The 15,933-nt window shown below is 58.1% G+C and carries 15 protein-coding genes and 2 pseudogenes; 16 read left to right on the top strand and 1 reads right to left on the bottom strand.

The features are described 5' to 3' along the window. The first annotated feature begins 91 nt into the window (after nt 1-91). The 8 genes from ABB25_RS06570 to ABB25_RS14260 all read left to right on the top strand — a co-directional run bounded on the left by ABB25_RS06570 (nt 92) and on the right by ABB25_RS14260 (nt 9,196). Nucleotides 92-1,408, top strand: coding sequence for a lipopolysaccharide biosynthesis protein (locus ABB25_RS06570; RefSeq protein WP_057665167.1), 1,317 nt, complete (start codon nt 92-94; stop codon nt 1,406-1,408). Between the two features lie 69 nt (nt 1,409-1,477). Further along, the gene (locus tag ABB25_RS06575) at nt 1,478-2,548 is read left to right on the top strand and encodes an EpsG family protein (protein ID WP_057665170.1); all 1,071 of its coding nucleotides are present in this window, start codon (nt 1,478-1,480) and stop codon (nt 2,546-2,548) included. Then, the gene (locus tag ABB25_RS06580) at nt 2,542-3,441 is read left to right on the top strand and encodes a glycosyltransferase family 2 protein (RefSeq protein ID WP_057665171.1); all 900 of its coding nucleotides are present in this window, start codon (nt 2,542-2,544) and stop codon (nt 3,439-3,441) included. Before ABB25_RS06575 ends, ABB25_RS06580 begins: the two co-directional genes overlap by 7 nt. Before the next feature lie 8 nt (nt 3,442-3,449). Continuing rightward, nucleotides 3,450-4,595: a glycosyltransferase gene (locus ABB25_RS06585; protein ID WP_152981074.1), complete on the top strand. Its 1,146-nt coding sequence runs from the start codon at nt 3,450-3,452 to the stop codon at nt 4,593-4,595. 484 nt (nt 4,596-5,079) lie between these two features. Beyond that, complete coding sequence (locus ABB25_RS14250) at nt 5,080-6,042, top strand: ATP-grasp fold amidoligase family protein (protein WP_083488148.1); 963 nt, start codon at nt 5,080-5,082, stop codon at nt 6,040-6,042. Nucleotides 6,043-6,068: 26 nt separating this feature from the next. Continuing rightward, nucleotides 6,069-7,097: a glycosyltransferase gene (locus ABB25_RS14255; RefSeq protein WP_160319415.1), complete on the top strand. Its 1,029-nt coding sequence runs from the start codon at nt 6,069-6,071 to the stop codon at nt 7,095-7,097. Further along, a complete protein-coding gene (locus tag ABB25_RS06590) occupies nt 7,090-8,070 on the top strand; it encodes a glycosyltransferase family 2 protein (RefSeq protein WP_083488150.1) in 981 nt (326 codons plus the stop codon). Before ABB25_RS14255 ends, ABB25_RS06590 begins: the two co-directional genes overlap by 8 nt. Further along, nucleotides 8,063-9,196 (top strand): polysaccharide pyruvyl transferase family protein, encoded by a 1,134-nt coding sequence (locus ABB25_RS14260; RefSeq protein WP_160319416.1) that lies wholly within the window; start codon nt 8,063-8,065, stop codon nt 9,194-9,196. Before ABB25_RS06590 ends, ABB25_RS14260 begins: the two co-directional genes overlap by 8 nt. Here the strand turns inward: ABB25_RS14260 and ABB25_RS14265 are convergent. Beyond that, nucleotides 9,189-10,349: a Coenzyme F420 hydrogenase/dehydrogenase, beta subunit C-terminal domain gene (locus ABB25_RS14265; RefSeq protein WP_083488152.1), complete on the bottom strand. Its 1,161-nt coding sequence runs from the start codon at nt 10,347-10,349 to the stop codon at nt 9,189-9,191. The genes ABB25_RS14260 and ABB25_RS14265 overlap by 8 nt on opposite strands. Before the next feature lie 783 nt (nt 10,350-11,132). Between ABB25_RS14265 and ABB25_RS14995 the strand changes: the two are divergent. The 8 genes and pseudogenes from ABB25_RS14995 to ABB25_RS06625 all read left to right on the top strand — a co-directional run. After that, a pseudogene (locus ABB25_RS14995) lies at nt 11,133-11,300 on the top strand (glycosyltransferase); the annotation flags it as partial. A gap of 26 nt (nt 11,301-11,326) precedes the next feature. Next, nucleotides 11,327-11,554, top strand: a pseudogene (locus tag ABB25_RS14895) (glycosyltransferase); the annotation flags it as partial. Nucleotides 11,555-11,608: 54 nt separating this feature from the next. Further along, nucleotides 11,609-11,833 carry a FitA-like ribbon-helix-helix domain-containing protein gene (locus ABB25_RS15000; protein ID WP_425477312.1) on the top strand — a complete coding sequence of 75 codons (225 nt, stop codon included), beginning with the start codon at nt 11,609-11,611 and terminating at the stop codon, nt 11,831-11,833. Further along, on the top strand, nt 11,830-12,249 hold the full coding sequence (locus ABB25_RS06605; RefSeq protein ID WP_057665182.1) for a type II toxin-antitoxin system VapC family toxin: 420 nt from the start codon (nt 11,830-11,832) through the stop codon (nt 12,247-12,249). The genes ABB25_RS15000 and ABB25_RS06605 overlap by 4 nt, the downstream gene beginning before the upstream one ends. 21 nt (nt 12,250-12,270) lie before the next feature. Beyond that, nucleotides 12,271-13,446 (top strand): LegC family aminotransferase, encoded by a 1,176-nt coding sequence (locus ABB25_RS06610; RefSeq protein ID WP_057665185.1) that lies wholly within the window; start codon nt 12,271-12,273, stop codon nt 13,444-13,446. Then, complete coding sequence (locus ABB25_RS06615; RefSeq protein WP_057665187.1) at nt 13,443-14,630, top strand: UDP-N-acetylglucosamine 4,6-dehydratase; 1,188 nt, start codon at nt 13,443-13,445, stop codon at nt 14,628-14,630. The genes ABB25_RS06610 and ABB25_RS06615 overlap by 4 nt, the downstream gene beginning before the upstream one ends. Before the next feature lies 1 nt (nt 14,631). Further along, nucleotides 14,632-15,354, top strand: a complete 723-nt coding sequence (locus ABB25_RS06620) for a sugar transferase (RefSeq protein ID WP_057665189.1) — start codon at nt 14,632-14,634, stop codon at nt 15,352-15,354. Next, on the top strand, nt 15,351-15,929 hold the full coding sequence (locus ABB25_RS06625; protein WP_057665192.1) for a GNAT family N-acetyltransferase: 579 nt from the start codon (nt 15,351-15,353) through the stop codon (nt 15,927-15,929). The genes ABB25_RS06620 and ABB25_RS06625 overlap by 4 nt, the downstream gene beginning before the upstream one ends. Nucleotides 15,930-15,933 lie beyond the last annotated feature (4 nt).

Raw genomic sequence — 15,933 nt, forward strand, 5'->3', positions numbered from 1 at the left:
TACTTGTGATCGGTGACGCCGGATGCATTGGGTCTTGCAGCCCGAGCGGATATGCGCAGAGAGCGTCTACGGCTAGGGCATTTGCTGCGCCATGATCAGCGTATTCGCTCGTGTGCGCGACCGTGCTCACGCGCTCAGCAAAAGCCGCTTCGTCCGTAATGTCGCTGCCGTGGCGATGGGGACTGCTGCCGCGCAGGCGATCTCGCTCTTGTTCATGCCGTTCCTCACCCGCTTGTACGGGCCTGAAGCTTTCGGCGCGCTGTCTGCTTTCACAGCAATGGTCAACATCATCACTCCACTGGCCACTCTAGGGTACGCAAATGCCATCGTCATGCCGGAGACGGAGGAAGGTGCTACCGCGGTTGCGCGGCTTTCGCTGGTATGCGCAGCATTAGTCGCGCCGCTGGCACTGGTGTTGGTATTTTTCTTCCAGTCCGAACTGGCCGTGTGGACGGGGCTGGAGGCGACACCTGACTTTCTCTATCTGATCCCGGTGTCGTTGTTGCTGGGTGCACTACTGTCGGTTGCCAACCAGACTGCCATCCGCGAAGGGCTCTTCAAGGCGAAGGCAGGCTCCCAGGTAGTCAGTACGTTGGTGATGAACATAGGCAAGCTGGCTGGGGGCGTGCTGGTACCATCGGGACTGTTGCTGATCGTCCTCTCGATAGTGGGCAAGGCCCTCAACTATTCCATGCTGCTCGCCCGTGTTCCGCGACGGGGCACTTTTCAAGTTCGGCGGTGGTTCGGAGTTTCAGGTATTCGTACTGCGGCCCGAGAACAGCGAGATTTCGCTTTGTACCGAATGCCGCAGACCGTAATTGGTGCTGCATCCTTCGGCCTTCCGGTTATTCTGCTCACTACACTGTTCGGCTCGTCCACGTCGGGGCAGTACGCGATCTCCACGATGATTCTGGGGGCGCCGATCATGCTTCTGGGGCAATCCGTGTCGGAGGTGTTCTTCCCCCGGGCCACTGAGACGATTCGCAAGGATCACTCGGCTGCGGCGCCATTGTTGAAGCGTGCTACCGCCGTAATGACGCTTCTGGCTATCGTCCCGTTCGGCGTGGTCGCGATTCTAGGGGATGTCATCATCCCGTCTGTCTTGGGTGGCGAATGGCAGAGGGCTGGCGAATTCGCGCAGTGGATCGCGATCTGGATGGCCAGCGTTCTGATTACGCGCCCAGCGGTGGCTGCCATGGCCGTGCTTCAGATGCAGGGTGTCTTGCTGTGTTATGAGGTCTTCATTACTGCAGCCAGGGTTGTAGCGCTATACTTCGGCGCAACGATCGGAAACGACCTTACTGCCGTGGCAGCATTCTCTCTCGTGAATGTAGCGGGATACTTGTTTCTTCTTGCTCTGGTGCTGGGGCGAGCTACTACTGTATCCCGGGAAGGGCGCCGTGCTTGAGGCTGAAGAACAACCGAGATCTTTCGCTGCCGCCGGGCCAAGCCGAGTTGAACAGGTATACAGCGCCACATGATGCCTTATCTTTTGCTGCTGGTATTCGTGCCCACATTGGCTTATCTGGGCCGGCGCTCCGGGTCCAAAACCATCCGCAGGACAAGCCTCTGGGTAGTGGGGAGCGTCATGGTGCTTGTTGCTGGCCTTCGCGACTATCGGGTGGGGACGGATACCGGAAATTACCTGCGCCAGTTCCAGCGCAGTGAGTCCTTTGTCAGCGTGACCGAGGGGCGAAACGAGGTCGGCTACCACTTTCTTTCCTGGTTGGCACGGTCCATTTCTGAGTCGTACAGCGTTTTGCTGTTGATGATCGCGGCCATCGTGGTGGTGTGCTATTTGCCCACAATCGTCAAGCTCAGTCGGCGCTATGAAACCGCGCTATTCCTGTTCATCGCCCTGGGCGCATACACCTTCTTCTTCAACGGTGCCCGGCAGGGCATTGCGGCTGCCATTTGCTTTGCCGCGATGCCGTTCCTGTTGCAGCGGCGCGCATGGCCGTACTTCGCCACAGTCGCACTCGCCATGCTGTTCCACAGGAGTGCCCTGGTGGCGTTGCCCTTGTATTTTCTGGCGGCACCCAGGATCAGCCCACTGCGCTTGGCGCTGTTGGCAGTGGCAACCGCGATGACGATAATCTTTCTGCGCGTCTTCGTGGGTTTTGCGGCGAACCTCTTCGACGACAAGTACGCCGTTTACGCAGAGGCTACGGAAGGCGGGGGCACTGTCATGTTGGCCTTCTTGCTGGGCCAGGGGGCCGCTCTGCTGTGGCTGCAGCGGACAATCAGGCAGGATCAGCGTGAGGTGTACTGCCGTCTGCTCAACATTTACCTGGTCGGGTTGGTGATTGCGGTTGCGGCCGTCGTATCCAGTGTCAACCCGTCAGGCCTGCTGCGCCTGCATATCTACTTCAGTTCGATGGCCATCCTGCTGTGGCCCATGGTGTTCATCCTGATCTCCGAAAGAGTGCTGCGCGGGATTGCATCTGTTGGGTTTCTGGCAGTTGCAGTCGCGTTTTTTGTCATGACAACTACCACATTTTCCGATCTGGTGCCGTATCAGATCAACTCGGAGATTCTTCGATGGTGATCGCTGATCCGCCGGTTTCCATCGCCATCCCGTTCTACAATCCCGGCCCCGCGCTGCTGGATGCGGTACGGTCAGTGTTTGCGCAAACCTACACCAACTGGGAACTGCTTCTTGTCGACGACGGATCGACCGACGGGTCGCTGGAGCTTGCGAGATCCATAGATGATCCCCGCGTCCGCGTGTTCTCTGACGGACAGAATCGCCGTCTTGCCGCGCGGCTCAACCAGATTACCGGCCTTGCGCAGTATCCCTACCTTGCGCGCATGGATGCGGATGACCTGATGGCAAGGTGCAGGATTGAGCGGCAGATGGCTGAGTTGGACCGTGATCCCACCGTGGCACTGGTTGCAACGGGCGTCTATTCGCTCGATGACCAGTACGTTGCGGTCGGCAGGCGGTGTGTTTCTCCAGGCCATTGCATTACGCCTCGCGGGCTATTGGCAGGTCAGTCGGGGATCGTGCATGCATCCGTGCTGGCTCGAAAGGAGTGGCTTCAACGGAACCCATACCGTGAGGATCTCGCGAAGTCGCAGGATACCAACTTGTGGGTGCGTGCTTACTCGAAGGGCGATCTCCGAGCGGCCATCATTCCCGAGCCACTCTACTTCTATAGGGAAGATGGCAATGTGACCGCTGACAAGCTGCTTCTGGCCTACCGCATTGGGCGTACGACCGTACGTGAGGATGCCGGATCCCGTTTCCCGCAGACCGAGAGACTGCGTGCATTGGCTGTCTCACATATCAAAAGCAGCGTTGTAGCTGCTTTGGCGCGGGTAGGGCGACTCGACCTGATCCGCGCGCGCAGGAACCGGTCCGCGCTGAGCCTGGAAGAAGAGCACCAGGTTGCCCAAGAAATCATGGCTATTCGCCGTACCACTGTTCCCATGGTGTAGTGACTACCATGACGACAACGAAAAGTCTCTGCTTCGTGGCAACCGACGCTATTTCCTTCAATGTTCTTTATCAAGGGCAGTTGGAGTACTTGAGCGAGCGCGGCCACCGGCTGACCCTGGTTTGCGGCGGTGAAATGAGTGAGCTGCAGACGCTGCGCGACCGCAATGTCGGCGCTGTGGTGCCGGTTGGACTGGTCAGGCCGCCCCGTCCCTTGGCAGACCTCAGGGCCTTGGTCCAGCTGATCAGGCACTTCGGGCGCCAGCGCTACGACGTAGTGGTTGTCACCACGCCCAAGGCGATTCTCTTGGGCGCCCTTGCCGCGGCATTCAGGCGGCAATCGCGAAGGGTGATCTTCTTTCAGGGGCGGGTCTACGAGAACTTTTCCGGCATTTCTCGGACGCTGTATCGCCTGCTGGACCGGTTGGCCGCATCCTGTGCTCACGAAGTACTTTTCGTTTCCCGTTCCCTAATGGACGAGTATTGCCGCGATGCTGCGATCTACGCCCGCAAAGGGCGGGTTCTGGGCGCGGGCTCCGGGAACGGTGTGTCCGCCACAAGGTTTGACCCTGTGGTGCGTCAAGCTCCAAGCACACGGCATCTGCGCGCGCAACTGGGTCTGGCGGACGGGGAGTTCGTCGCTATGGCGATTGGCCGCATATGTGCGGACAAGGGGCTCGTGGAGTTGGAGGCGCTAGTGGGGCGGGCAGCGCGTGAAGACTCGCGGATACGGTTTGTTCTGGTCGGGCCGGTGGAAGATGGTGCAGGGGGCGCGTTCGAGCGATTGATGGCGAGACGGAACGTGCTGCATGTAGGCTTTACGTCGGACGTAGCGAGCTACCTCGCTTTGGCGGATGTGCACCTTTTCCTGACCCATCGCGAAGGCTTCGGCAACGTGGCCGTGGAGGCCGCGGCAATGGGCGTGCCCACCATTGCGTTCGACGTGGTGGGCGTGCGGGACAGCGTTGCCGACGGCATCAGCGGTACGAAAGTGCCCTTTGGCGACGTGGACGCAGTGTGGAAGGCGATGCAGGAGATCTGGCGCGACCCTTTGGCGGCTTCGCAACAGTATCCCAACGCCAGGCACTGGGTTCTGGAGAATTTTGCGCAGGAACGAGTTTGGGAACGGTACGGCGTCTTCTATGAACAGGCTTGAAGATACTTCTGCAGGCACTGTCGCCGACGTGCGTGCTATCTACGACGAGGGCTTGGCGCCGCTTCATCGCCCCGCATTCGAAGGCAATGAAGTGAAGTGCCTTGTGGGCTGCATCGACTCTAACTTCGTGCACTCCGCGGGCGCGAAGGTGACCGATCTCGAACAGCACGCAGCTTCACTCGCCGGCGCGATGTTTGTCGTTGCTCCGGTCATCGGCAGCGCGGGGTGCGCACGTGGCCCTGTGACTGGCAGATGTGCAGCGCGACAACAACGCCATCAGCCAAGCCCCGATCTTCATCACAATCCGCAATGCTTTGAGCTGCGTCAGCGCCAATTCCGTATTCGTCGAACAGGGTTGCAACACCCTTCGCCTGAGCCCCGGGGGGCTGCGCAGATGGCTGCTTGTGCATGCGGGGGCGCAGCGGTATGAACTCTTGGCAGCATTAACTAGGAGCGAAAATTGATACGTTCGGCACGCCGATACATGCGGAAGAATCCGACACTCGTCGAACTTGAAGCGCTGATAGCTCACGCCTATCACCGTATCCGAGCATTCTGGCTTTCGCGGCTCTCTGACGAAGAATTTGCACAGCGATCCCACATTCGCGCTACCGGTAAGCCCCTCAATCTCGCTAATCCTCAGACCTTTGATGAAAAACAGTGGTGGCTGAAGGTTAACTATCGTAATCCAATAATGTCGCAATGTACCGACAAGGTGGCGGTGCGTGGTTACGTTGAGAGTAAAGGGTTGGGTGATCTGCTTCATCCGGTTCTGGGAGTGTATTCCAGCCCTAAAGAAATCAACTGGGCCTTGCTCCCTTCTCAGTTCTATATAAAAACGAACAATTCGTCTGCAACTAATATTCGCTGCGGAGAGCTACAGACTTTTAATATCAAGCAGGCGTGCAGGCTTCTAAAGCTATACCTCAGGCGGAATCATTACGCACTAAGTCGTGAGTGGAACTATCGTGACATAACGCCAAGGATAATGGTTGAGCCGATTATTGAGACAGATGGCGAGGATGGCCTTATTGATTATCGATTCTTCTGTTCTTATGGGAAGTGTCACGGAATTTTCGTTGATATTGATACTGCGGACGCCGCGGGAGCCCATAGGGAAGATGCCAGAAGAAATGTTTATGACACCAATTGGAAACTGCTTGATGTCAAGGTTTCACGTCCTCGCATACAGGATCGGGTGCTGGAGAAGCCGGCCATGCTAGAGCGAATGGTTCAGGTTGCTGAGATTCTATCTGAGCCTTTTCCATTCTGCCGTGTTGATCTTTACAACCCCACCGGCAACAAGATTATTTTCGGTGAGATCACATTCTTCCATGCTGGTGGAAACAACATCATGGAGCCAGAAGAGTACGAATTGATTCTCGGGGAGTGGGTAGATTTGAGCCGTCTGGTGCGATCAGGAAAACCTGAAGGGCGAGTCGTATGAGAGGTAGTGGTTATTTGAGTTCTTCCGTGCTGCTGACCACGTTCAATGGTGATGCTTTCATTGAAGAGCAGCTGACTTCGATTCTTCATCAGACCAGGGCCGTGGATCAGGTCCTTATTTTCGATGATGGTTCTTCGGATCGAACGGTTGAGAAAGTTAAGGCATTCATTGAACTCAATGGACTGGACGGTTGGTCGATCAATGTCAATCCCAAGAATCTTGGTCCAGCGTCAAATATTTTGACTCATCTGGAAGCGTTGAGCGGCGATATCGTATTTTTGGGTGATCAGGACGATGTTTGGGAGCTAAATAAGGTTGCCGTCATGACTCGACACATGGCTGATCATCCCAATCTGTCCATGCTTGTTTCCAGAACAACGATCGTGGACAAGAACGGTGAAAAGCCCGCCGATCCTTGGATCCTGAAGAAGATGTTAAACAACTCTCGAATCCACCGTGGACCATCTGGATCAATTCAGGAGCTGACATTCGATGACTTCGTTGGCTATTCCGCCGTGCCTCTTCATGCCATGTGTGTCCGGGGTGATGTGCTGCGAAAAATCGGCAAAGCAGGTGGTTTTCCAGATTTGAGTATGAGTTTGGGCGCGGACTGGTATATCGGGATTTGGAGCGCCGTGCTTGGTGATTGTCAGCTGTTGCCTGACACTCTCATGCGGCGTCGCGTGCATGGTGGGAATATTTCGCTGGGAGGTTTGCGGAAAAAGACGGTGCTCTCCTCGACCCAAGATCGGCGTATCACGATGCTTCGTGAGTCTCGTGATGCTCATCTTGCCCTGCTCGAAAATGATGAGCTTGGCATGAAGCTTTCACACTCGGATCGAAGGTCTGTTGAGCAGGCGGCTGCGTTCCTTGCTGAAAGAATTGCGTTCTCAGAAGTTCCGTCATTGGCGCGAGCCTTGCGATTGATAATCCAGTTCAATCACTACCATCGCAGTTCCGGAACTATCCGCGGCGGAGTTCGTATGTGGGTAGCGGACGTAATGTACGCTTTGAACATAAATTGGAATACTGTGAAGCGTGCGAAACATGGATGAAATTGTTAGCGTAATCGTTCCGGTATTCGATGTTGAACAACATCTTGCTCAATGTTTGGGAAGCCTAATCAGCCAAACTTTTCCGCACTTGGAGATCATTGTCGTCGACGATGGTTCAACCGATCGTAGTCCTGCGATAATTAGAGATTTCGCTGAACGCGACAGCCGGATCCGGCCAATTTTCCAGGCGAACGCGGGGGTCTCTGCAGCGCGAAACGCAGGACTGGATGCGGCCACCGGCAGTTTCGTGAGCTTTGTTGATGCGGATGATTGGCTCGAGCCTGACTCCTTTGAGCTTATTGTGAACGAGGCAATCACGAATGGCCTCGACTTCGTGACGTTCGGGTATTTCGTCGACTACCCGGAAAGGTCTATCGCTGGCATGACGCTTGCCAGATTCGATGGCATTCTTGATACAAGGTCAGGCTTGGAGACTGTGCTGACCACGCAGAATCGCTTTGCGTGCTCCCGGGTATATCGTCGTGCGCTGATTGGATCGACACGCTTTCGAGAGGACATCCACTGGGGGGAGGACACGATCTTCGTGGTGGAGGTTGCCCGTCGCGCGAAATCTTCAGCAGTCATCCATCGGCCGCTTTACCACTATGTCCAGTCCGAAGGTAGCGCCACCAGGAGCAGGATCAACCTGAAGCGTCTCACTGGTCTGAGGATGACGGAGATTCTCGAGGAGCTTGTTCGAGAGGAGCACCCTGCCTTGGTGGATCACGTGCTGCAGACCAGGGTCAATATTCTGGGGATTTTGGTTCAGGATGCTCGTGAGTTCCATCAGGGCGAGTCGAAACCCTTGATCAGAAAGTTTCAGGCTAGACTCCGGTCGGATATGTTCCGTATTCTTCTCTCTCGAACGATCTCGCTTCCAACCAAACTGAAGGCGTTGCTCATTTCCTTCTCGGCAGGGCTTTTCGTGCGTTCCCGTCAAATGATCACTGCAATCCGGAGCAGCCGTGACTGACCAACCGATCGGCATCGTCACGCTGCCTGGCAATACGAACTATGGGAACCGCTTGCAGAATTTCGCTCTCCAGGAAGCGATCAAGTCTCTGGGATTCAGGAACGTTGAGTCTCTGGAAGGATTTCCACGCAGAGAGAGCAAACCACTCAGGGCCCGTCGCCTTCTGGTTACAGCCTATGATCGCCGCCACGAAGTTCTTGGTCGCGTATTGGGCCGGCCAGGCACACGGCCGCCTCGTGATGTGTACGAATGCCCGCCCCAGCGTCGTGAAGCAATTCAGGCGTTCTCTGACCAATACATCACCCCAGGGCCACAACGATACACTGGTGCTCGACAGGTCGATGCGTTCACTGATCGCTATAAGCGTTTCGTGGTGGGCTCAGACCAAGTGTGGAATCCAGCTTTCACTCAGGCGAATCCGGAATGGTTTCTGTCTTTTGCAAAGCCTGAGCAGAGGGTGGCCTATGCGGCGAGCATCGGAGTGCCTGAGGTTCCAGCCTATCTGCGCGGCCGATATCGTGCGGGGCTCCGGCAGATCGAAAAGATCTCGGTGCGAGAACACCAGGCGGCAGAAACAACTCGAGTATTGACGGGCAGAAAGCCGCTCGTGGTGCTTGACCCCACAATGTTGCTCAAACGGACACAGTGGGACACCATGGCAGTGCGACCACCGCAGTTGCGGCCAGGCTCCTACATTGCAACGTTCATGCTATCCGCCGGCGATTCAGTTGCAACTGGTGGGCCTGATCTGACCAAAGTGCACGAGCATGCTCGAAGCGGAAACCTCGATATCGTTGATCTGCACTCCCCCAGTGATCCTGCGTTGGTCGCGTTCGGACCCAGAGAGTTCATTGGCGCGATTCGTGGTGCCAAGTTGTTGGTCACCGACTCATTCCATGCAAGTGTGTTTGCCACGATCTTTCACGTTCCGTTCTTGTTGGTCCCCCGTGGAAAAATGAACTCGCGTTTCGAAACTCTTCTGGCGCACACCGGTTTGGACGATCGCATGCTCTCGCATACTCCCGACATTGCTGCAGCACTCAGTGTCGATTGGATTGATGTCGACCATCGCATCGAGGAAGTCCGTAAGCATTCGCTTCACTTTCTTACGGAATCGCTCATTTAGCCAGCCTAATTCGGTTCAGGAATAGCTTCACCGGCCGCAGTGCTCGTCGCATCCTGACCCGGAAGGACTCGAGGCGCTCATAGCGGACGATTTCGCGCTTGAGCCCCTTGAGATATACCCGGAGATCTCCATGAAGAACGGCATCGTAGAATAACTCCTGACTTACTTTTGCAATGCGGCGACGCTGCCGGAACAAATTGGCCCGTTGTTTGTCCACTGCGTTTACGTTTGGGGAGACGCGTTTGACGGGTACAGATAGTCCGGCGGCTATGTCGTCAGCCAGGCGGACAGCCAAGCCGTCGCGGCGATGCCGGAAACCGCCTGCTTGCGAAGCCACAGCCTCATCTGCTGATACCTCGTGCAAGGTGATTTCATTAGCATCGGCGGCGCAAGCGAAGATCTCATCGATACGTCGGTTTCTTGAAATGACAATGTTGGTTCCTCTTGGATCAGAGGTGAATTTGGCCAGCCAGGCATCTCCAAAGCTGATATCTGCTGTTTCTCCAACCACGTCGTCACAGAAGTTGCATGCCTCGGGCTGAAAGGTGTTGTGGCCCCAGTTCCCGCCTTGTAGTGTTGACATCGGAGCAACCCGCATTTCAGTTTCACCACGTTTCAGGGCGCCGAAATCGTAGTCACTCGAAAGGCGCCCTTTACCCTTGACACGAAAGTCGACCGCTTCAAGGTCATGTGGAGGAACGCCTACTTGCCAAGCCAATGACTCCGCATACGCTTGAGTTTTCATATGCCCACAAACCAGGGCTACGAAGAACACAAGCCGTTGTGCAATCTTTGGATCTTCCTTGCACATGGCGCGAGCTGCTTTGATGTAACAGGGGACCCCCACCAGCACGTACCGCTTTGGCTCATCCTTGATCAACTCAAGCACGTCGGCCATCGTGGTTGCGTAGTACTGTGATTTCCGCCGATTGCGAAGCTCGGATTCTGTCGCCACGGAGTATCGAAAAATTTCTTGCGCGTCTTCTCCGGCAGCCCCTACGTTGATCACGCCATCGACGATTCCCAGTTGGACTAACTTGCTCAGGAGCCACGAAGTTAGGCCACCTGAGCTGCTGCCTAGAACATATGCATCATTAGAGACCCGCCCCGCGAATGTTTGAGTAAAATTTCCGAGGAGCTTGTGCTTGTGCATCAGTGAATCTTCGCGAGGGGCGCCAAGTTGGTCCTCATTCGGGGACTCATCCGAGAATGGGCAGACGCGACTTCCGGAGCGAATATCACTTTCGGACGCGTTGGATATGTCCGCTTGGTAGAGTCGCGACGGCGCAAGTTTCAGGCTGATTGCGCCTCTAGATGCTACCGAGCAGGCACCACAACCAATACATATGCCCCGAGCGATGGTTTGTTCAATTCCGTGCAATGACAAGGCAGTCGTCCTGAGTTTTTATGAATCATTCGTTCTTGGGAGGGGGGGCTTGTTTGAGCCAAGCCGCTTTGGCCTTGCCTGCTTATGGTCGATAGAAAGCTGCCCTGGCTTCCTCTGACGGGTGCGCCGATTGGTCGCTGGGTCGCCCAGCGCTTCATGCAGAGGCCATGATCCAAGGTCGCAGCAGGGTTGTCCATAAACAGCAAGCAATGCATGGATGAGCTTAGGGGGTGAGGCGGAGGAGCAGATTCGCGAGCGCGCTCCACTTCCGCCTTGCCCTTGGCTCGTCTAGAGGGCTGGGCGCGCAAGTGGGCGAGGATCTGGCGAGTATGGCTGGGCCGACGTGTATGGCGGAACCGGTCTGCAATCCTCGCGAGCGCGCGGACTTGTTGCTTATCATTACTTCCGCCTAGCAAGAAGGCGCATGATGATGTGGATAGCTTTCGCGACCCGGGTGTCGTCCAGGCGGGAATTCCTAAGGAGGTCGTCAATGGTTCCGGGGTGGACGTGGAGGCATTTCCGGTCGCGCCGCTGAATGCCGCCCCCACGGTGTTCCTGTGCCCAGTCGGAGCTGGGCGCCTAGGTGGCCGACGGCCCCTCGAGTTCCTCGGCAAACTCGACGACGCGCGCCCTGCCATCGCAGCCAGCACGGTTTACGTGCTTGCGTCGTACCGCGAAGGCACCTCGCGCACGGTCCTGGAGGCCATGGCCTTGGGGCGCCCCATCATCCCGATGCCCCGGGTTATCGCGAGACGGTCATCGATGGCGACAACGGTTTCCTGGTGCCGGTGCAGTCGGTCGATGCGCTGGCCGAGGCCATGCTCAAGTTCATCGAAGATCCCACGCTCGCCCCGCGCATGGGCCGGCGGTCAAGGCAGATCGCAGAGGACAAGTACAACGTGCACAAGGTCAATGTAGTGATGCTGCGGGAGATGGGGATCACCACGGCCGCAGGGCCGATATCAGAATAGATTGAGTGATATCATTTCCTGTCTGCAAGGAGGTGCGCCCTGCCCGCCATCACCATCCGCAACCTGTCCGAAGCCACGCACCGTGCGCTCAAGCAGCGTGCAGCCGAACACGGCCGCAGCACCGAGGCCGAGGTCCGGGAAATCCACGAGGATGCCGTTCGCCCGAAAGGCCGGGTGAAGGTGGGTTCCAGGCTGGCCGAGTTCGGTCGTCGCTATGGCGGGCTGGAACTGGACGCCGCTCGGGATGCTTCGCCGACAGAGCCGGCGTCGATCGAATGATCGTGCTTGACACGAATGTCGTGTCCGAGGCGATGCGGCCTTCCCCGAGTCCGCAGGTGCTGGCATGGCTGGACCAGCAGGCCGCCGAGACCCTGCACCTGACCGCGGTGAACCTGGCCGAGCTGCTGGTGGGGCTCGAGCTGCTGCCGCAGGGCAAGCGCAAGCCGGGGCTGGATGCGGCCCTAGCCGGGCTGCTGGACGAGTTGTTCGGGGGGCGGGTGCTGGCGTTCGACGAACAGGCCGCGAAGCATTACGCGGGAATCATCGGCAATGGGCACCGCGCCGGGACAACGATCGGCGTGGCCGACGGTCAGATCGCCGCCATCGCGGCCGCGCACGGCTTTGCCGTGGCCACCCGCGGCCGGGGTGGGTTCGAGGGCGCCGGCATCGCGGTGATCGACCCGTGGCAGGCCTGAATTACAACTGGATCAATGGCAATGACGATTGAAGAGACGGGCCAGTCGCTGGTGGACATGGTGCGGGACATCCACGGCACCGGCTTCATTCCACTGCACCGCCCCGTGTTCGAGGGCAACGAAAAGCAGTACCTGGTGGACTGCATCGACTCCAACTTCGTCTCCTCGGTGGGGGCAAAGGTGGTTGAGTTCGAGCAGCACATTGCTGCCTTTACCGGCGCGAAGTTCGCCATTGCCACGGTCAACGGCACCGCTGCCCTGCACGTTGCCCTGCAACTGGCGGGTGTGGTGCGCGATGATGAGGTCATCACCCAGGCACTCACCTTCATTGCCACCTGCAATGCGCTCAGTTATGCAGGGGCTCACCCGGTTTTTGTCGACGTGGACCGCGACACCCTGGGCCTGAGCCCGGAAGCACTACGGCGCTGGCTTGCCGAGCATGCCGAAGTGCGCGATGGCAAGGCTTGGAACCGCCATACTGGCCGCTGCATTCGCGCCTGTGTGCCGATGCATACCTTTGGCATCCCGCTACGCATCAAAGAGGTGGTGGCGGTCTGTGACGAGTACGGCATTGCCGTGGTCGAAGACGCTGCCGAATCCCTGGGCAGCTGGGTGGGCAATCGCCACACAGGCACCTTCGGCCGCCTGGCCACGCTCAGCTTCAATGGCAACAAGGTCATCACCACTGGCGGTGGCGGCATGATCATCACCGATGATGAAGCGCTGGCACGCCGGGCCAAGCACCTGACCACCACCGCCAAGATCCCCCACCCTTACGAGTTCGTGCACGACGAGGTGGGCTACAACTACCGCATGCCCAACCTCAACGCCGCTCTGGGCTGTGCGCAGATGGAACGGCTGCCGCAGATGCTGCAGATCAAGGCTGAAGTCGCAGCGCGTTACCGCGATTTCTTCGCTGGCACCGATGTGCGCTTTGTTGACCCACTGCCCGGCACCACGGCCAACTACTGGCTCAATGCCATCGTGCTTGGCTCCGAAGCCGAGCGCGATGCCCTGCTGGAATACACCAACAGCCATGAGGTGATGACCCGGCCGATCTGGCGGCTGATGTCGCGCCTGCCCATGTTCGCGCACTGCCAGAACGATGGCCTGGAAAACTCGCTGTGGCTGGAAGCCCGGGTGCTGAACCTGCCCTCCAGCGTGCCTGAAAGTGAATTTGGGAAACTGAAAGCATGAACATTCTTGACCTGATCGGCCGTACTGCGCCGTTGTTTGATACCGATATCCAGCGCCACGAGGCCGAGCTCTCCGGCCTGGTCCAGGCCAGCCGCTTTCTGGTAATCGGCGGTGCCGGCTCCATCGGTCAGGCCGTCACCCGCGAGATCTTCAAGCGCAAGCCGCGGGCACTGCATGTGGTGGATATCAGCGAGAACAACATGGTGGAGCTGGTGCGCGATATCCGCAGCACGCTGGGCTATATCGATGGTGACTTCCGCACGTTTGCCATCGACTGCGGCAGCCGTGAGTTCGCAGCGCTGATGGCTGCCGGCCAGGGCTACGACTATGTGCTCAACCTCTCCGCGCTCAAGCATGTGCGCAGCGAGAAGGACCCGTTCACCCTGATGCGGCTGATCGAGGTGAACGTGCTCAACACCATCAGCACCATTGCCCAGGCGCAGGCTGGTGGGGCACGCAAGTATTTCTGCGTGTCCACCGACAAGGCCGCCAACCCGGTGAACATGATGGGCGCCAGCAAGCGGATCATGGAGATGTTCCTGATGCGTGCCAGCCTGGAGCTGCCAATCTCCACCGCACGCTTTGCCAACGTGGCCTTCTCCGATGGCTCGCTGCTGCACGGCTTCAACCAGCGTTTTGCCAAACGCCAGCCGATTTCCGCCCCCAATGATGTGCGCCGCTACTTCGTCACCCCGCAGGAATCGGGTGAGCTGTGCCTGAGCTCCTGCCTGCTCGGCAACAACCGCGACATCTTCTTCCCCAAGCTGAGCGAGGAACTGGACCTGACCCGGTTCTCGGATATTGCGGTGCGCTTCCTGGAATCGCTGGGGTTTGAACCCTACGAATGCGCCAGCGAGGACGAAGCCCGTGACCGTGCTGATGAGCTGATTGCCGCGAAAAAATGGCCGGTGTACTTCTTCGCCAGTGACACCACCGGTGAGAAGGACTTCGAGGAATTCTTCACCGATGCCGAAACCCTGGACATGCAGCGTTTCGACAACATCGGGGTGATCCTCAATGAGCCGACATTCGACAATGACCGGCTTGAACATTTCCTGGCCACCATCGAGGCGATCCGTTCCGGTAAAACCTGGGACAAGCCCGAGATCGTGGCGCTGTTCAATTACATGATTCCCGACTTTGCCCACAAGGAAACGGGCAAGTACCTCGATAACAGGATGTGACATGCAACGTCTGCTCGATATCGTCTTCTCCGGCCTGGCACTGCTGGTGCTCTCACCGTTGCTGGTACCGATCGCCATCATCCTGCGCCTGACCGGCGAGGGTGAGGTGTTCTACGTACAGCAACGCATCGGCCGCGGTGGCCGTATGTTCGGCCTGTACAAGTTCGCCACCATGCTGAAGAACAGCCCCAGCCTGGGCACCGGTACGGTGACAGTGAAGAACGACCCGCGCGTGTTGCCGATTGGCCGCTTCCTGCGCAAGACCAAGATCAACGAATTGCCGCAGCTGCTGAACATCTTCAACGGTGACATGAGCATCGTCGGCCCTCGACCGCAGACCAAGCGCTGCTTCGATGCGTTCCCGGCCAGCTCGCAGGCGGCGATCCTGACCGTGCGGCCGGGTCTTTCCGGCATTGGTTCGATCGTCTTCCGCGACGAGGAAGAGCTGATGCATGCCAGTGCCGAACCGGAGCGCTTCTATGACGAGGTGATCATGCCGTACAAGGGCGCACTGGAAGAATGGTACGTAGCCAACCAAGGGCTGTGGACCTACCTGTGCTGCATCTTCGTCACTGCCTGGGTAGTGCTGGTGCCAGGCTCCACCCTGTTCTGGCGCGCCTTCTCTGGAGTACCGCTTCCTTCCGCCGAGCTGGTGGCTGCGGGCGGCGCCAAAGGTGCGCCGGCAACGGCCCCACGCCAGCAGACTTCCGGGCCGGCCATATGACCCCGAACGAACGCTACCGCCAGGTAGCGATCCTGCACATGCAGTGCCTGGATCGGGGCTTTCTCGCGACGCTGGGCCAGGATTTCCTGGCCCTGATGTATGAAGCCATCGATCAGGCCGATGACAGCCTGCTGATCACCGAGGAATGCAACGGTGAAATTGCTGGCTTCATTACCGGTGGTGCGGGAATGGGAGCGATCTACAAGCGCATGCTGCGCAGTCCGCTGCGGCTGGGATGGGCACTGGCACCGGCGCTGATCAGCCCGGCCAAGGTGCGTCGGATTCTGGAAATCCTGCGCTATTCCAGCAATGCCGGATTGCCAGAGGGTCTACCGGACGCAGAGCTGCTGAGCCTGGCTGTCGCCCCGCAATGGCGCGGCAAATCCGTGGCAGACCGACTGTATGCGGCCCTGGTGGATGAGTTCAGCCGGCGCGGGGTGGAGGCCTTTCGCATCATCGTCGGTGAGGCACTGGCCCCTGCGCATCGGTTCTATCAACGCATGGGCGCGCAGATCAGCAGCGAGATTGAAGTGCACGGTGGCGAAAAATCCATGGTGTATGTCCACCGCCTCTAAGGAC

This window comes from Stenotrophomonas koreensis (genome assembly GCF_001431525.1).
In the GTDB taxonomy this organism is placed as follows: Bacteria; Pseudomonadota; Gammaproteobacteria; order Xanthomonadales; family Xanthomonadaceae; genus Stenotrophomonas; species Stenotrophomonas koreensis.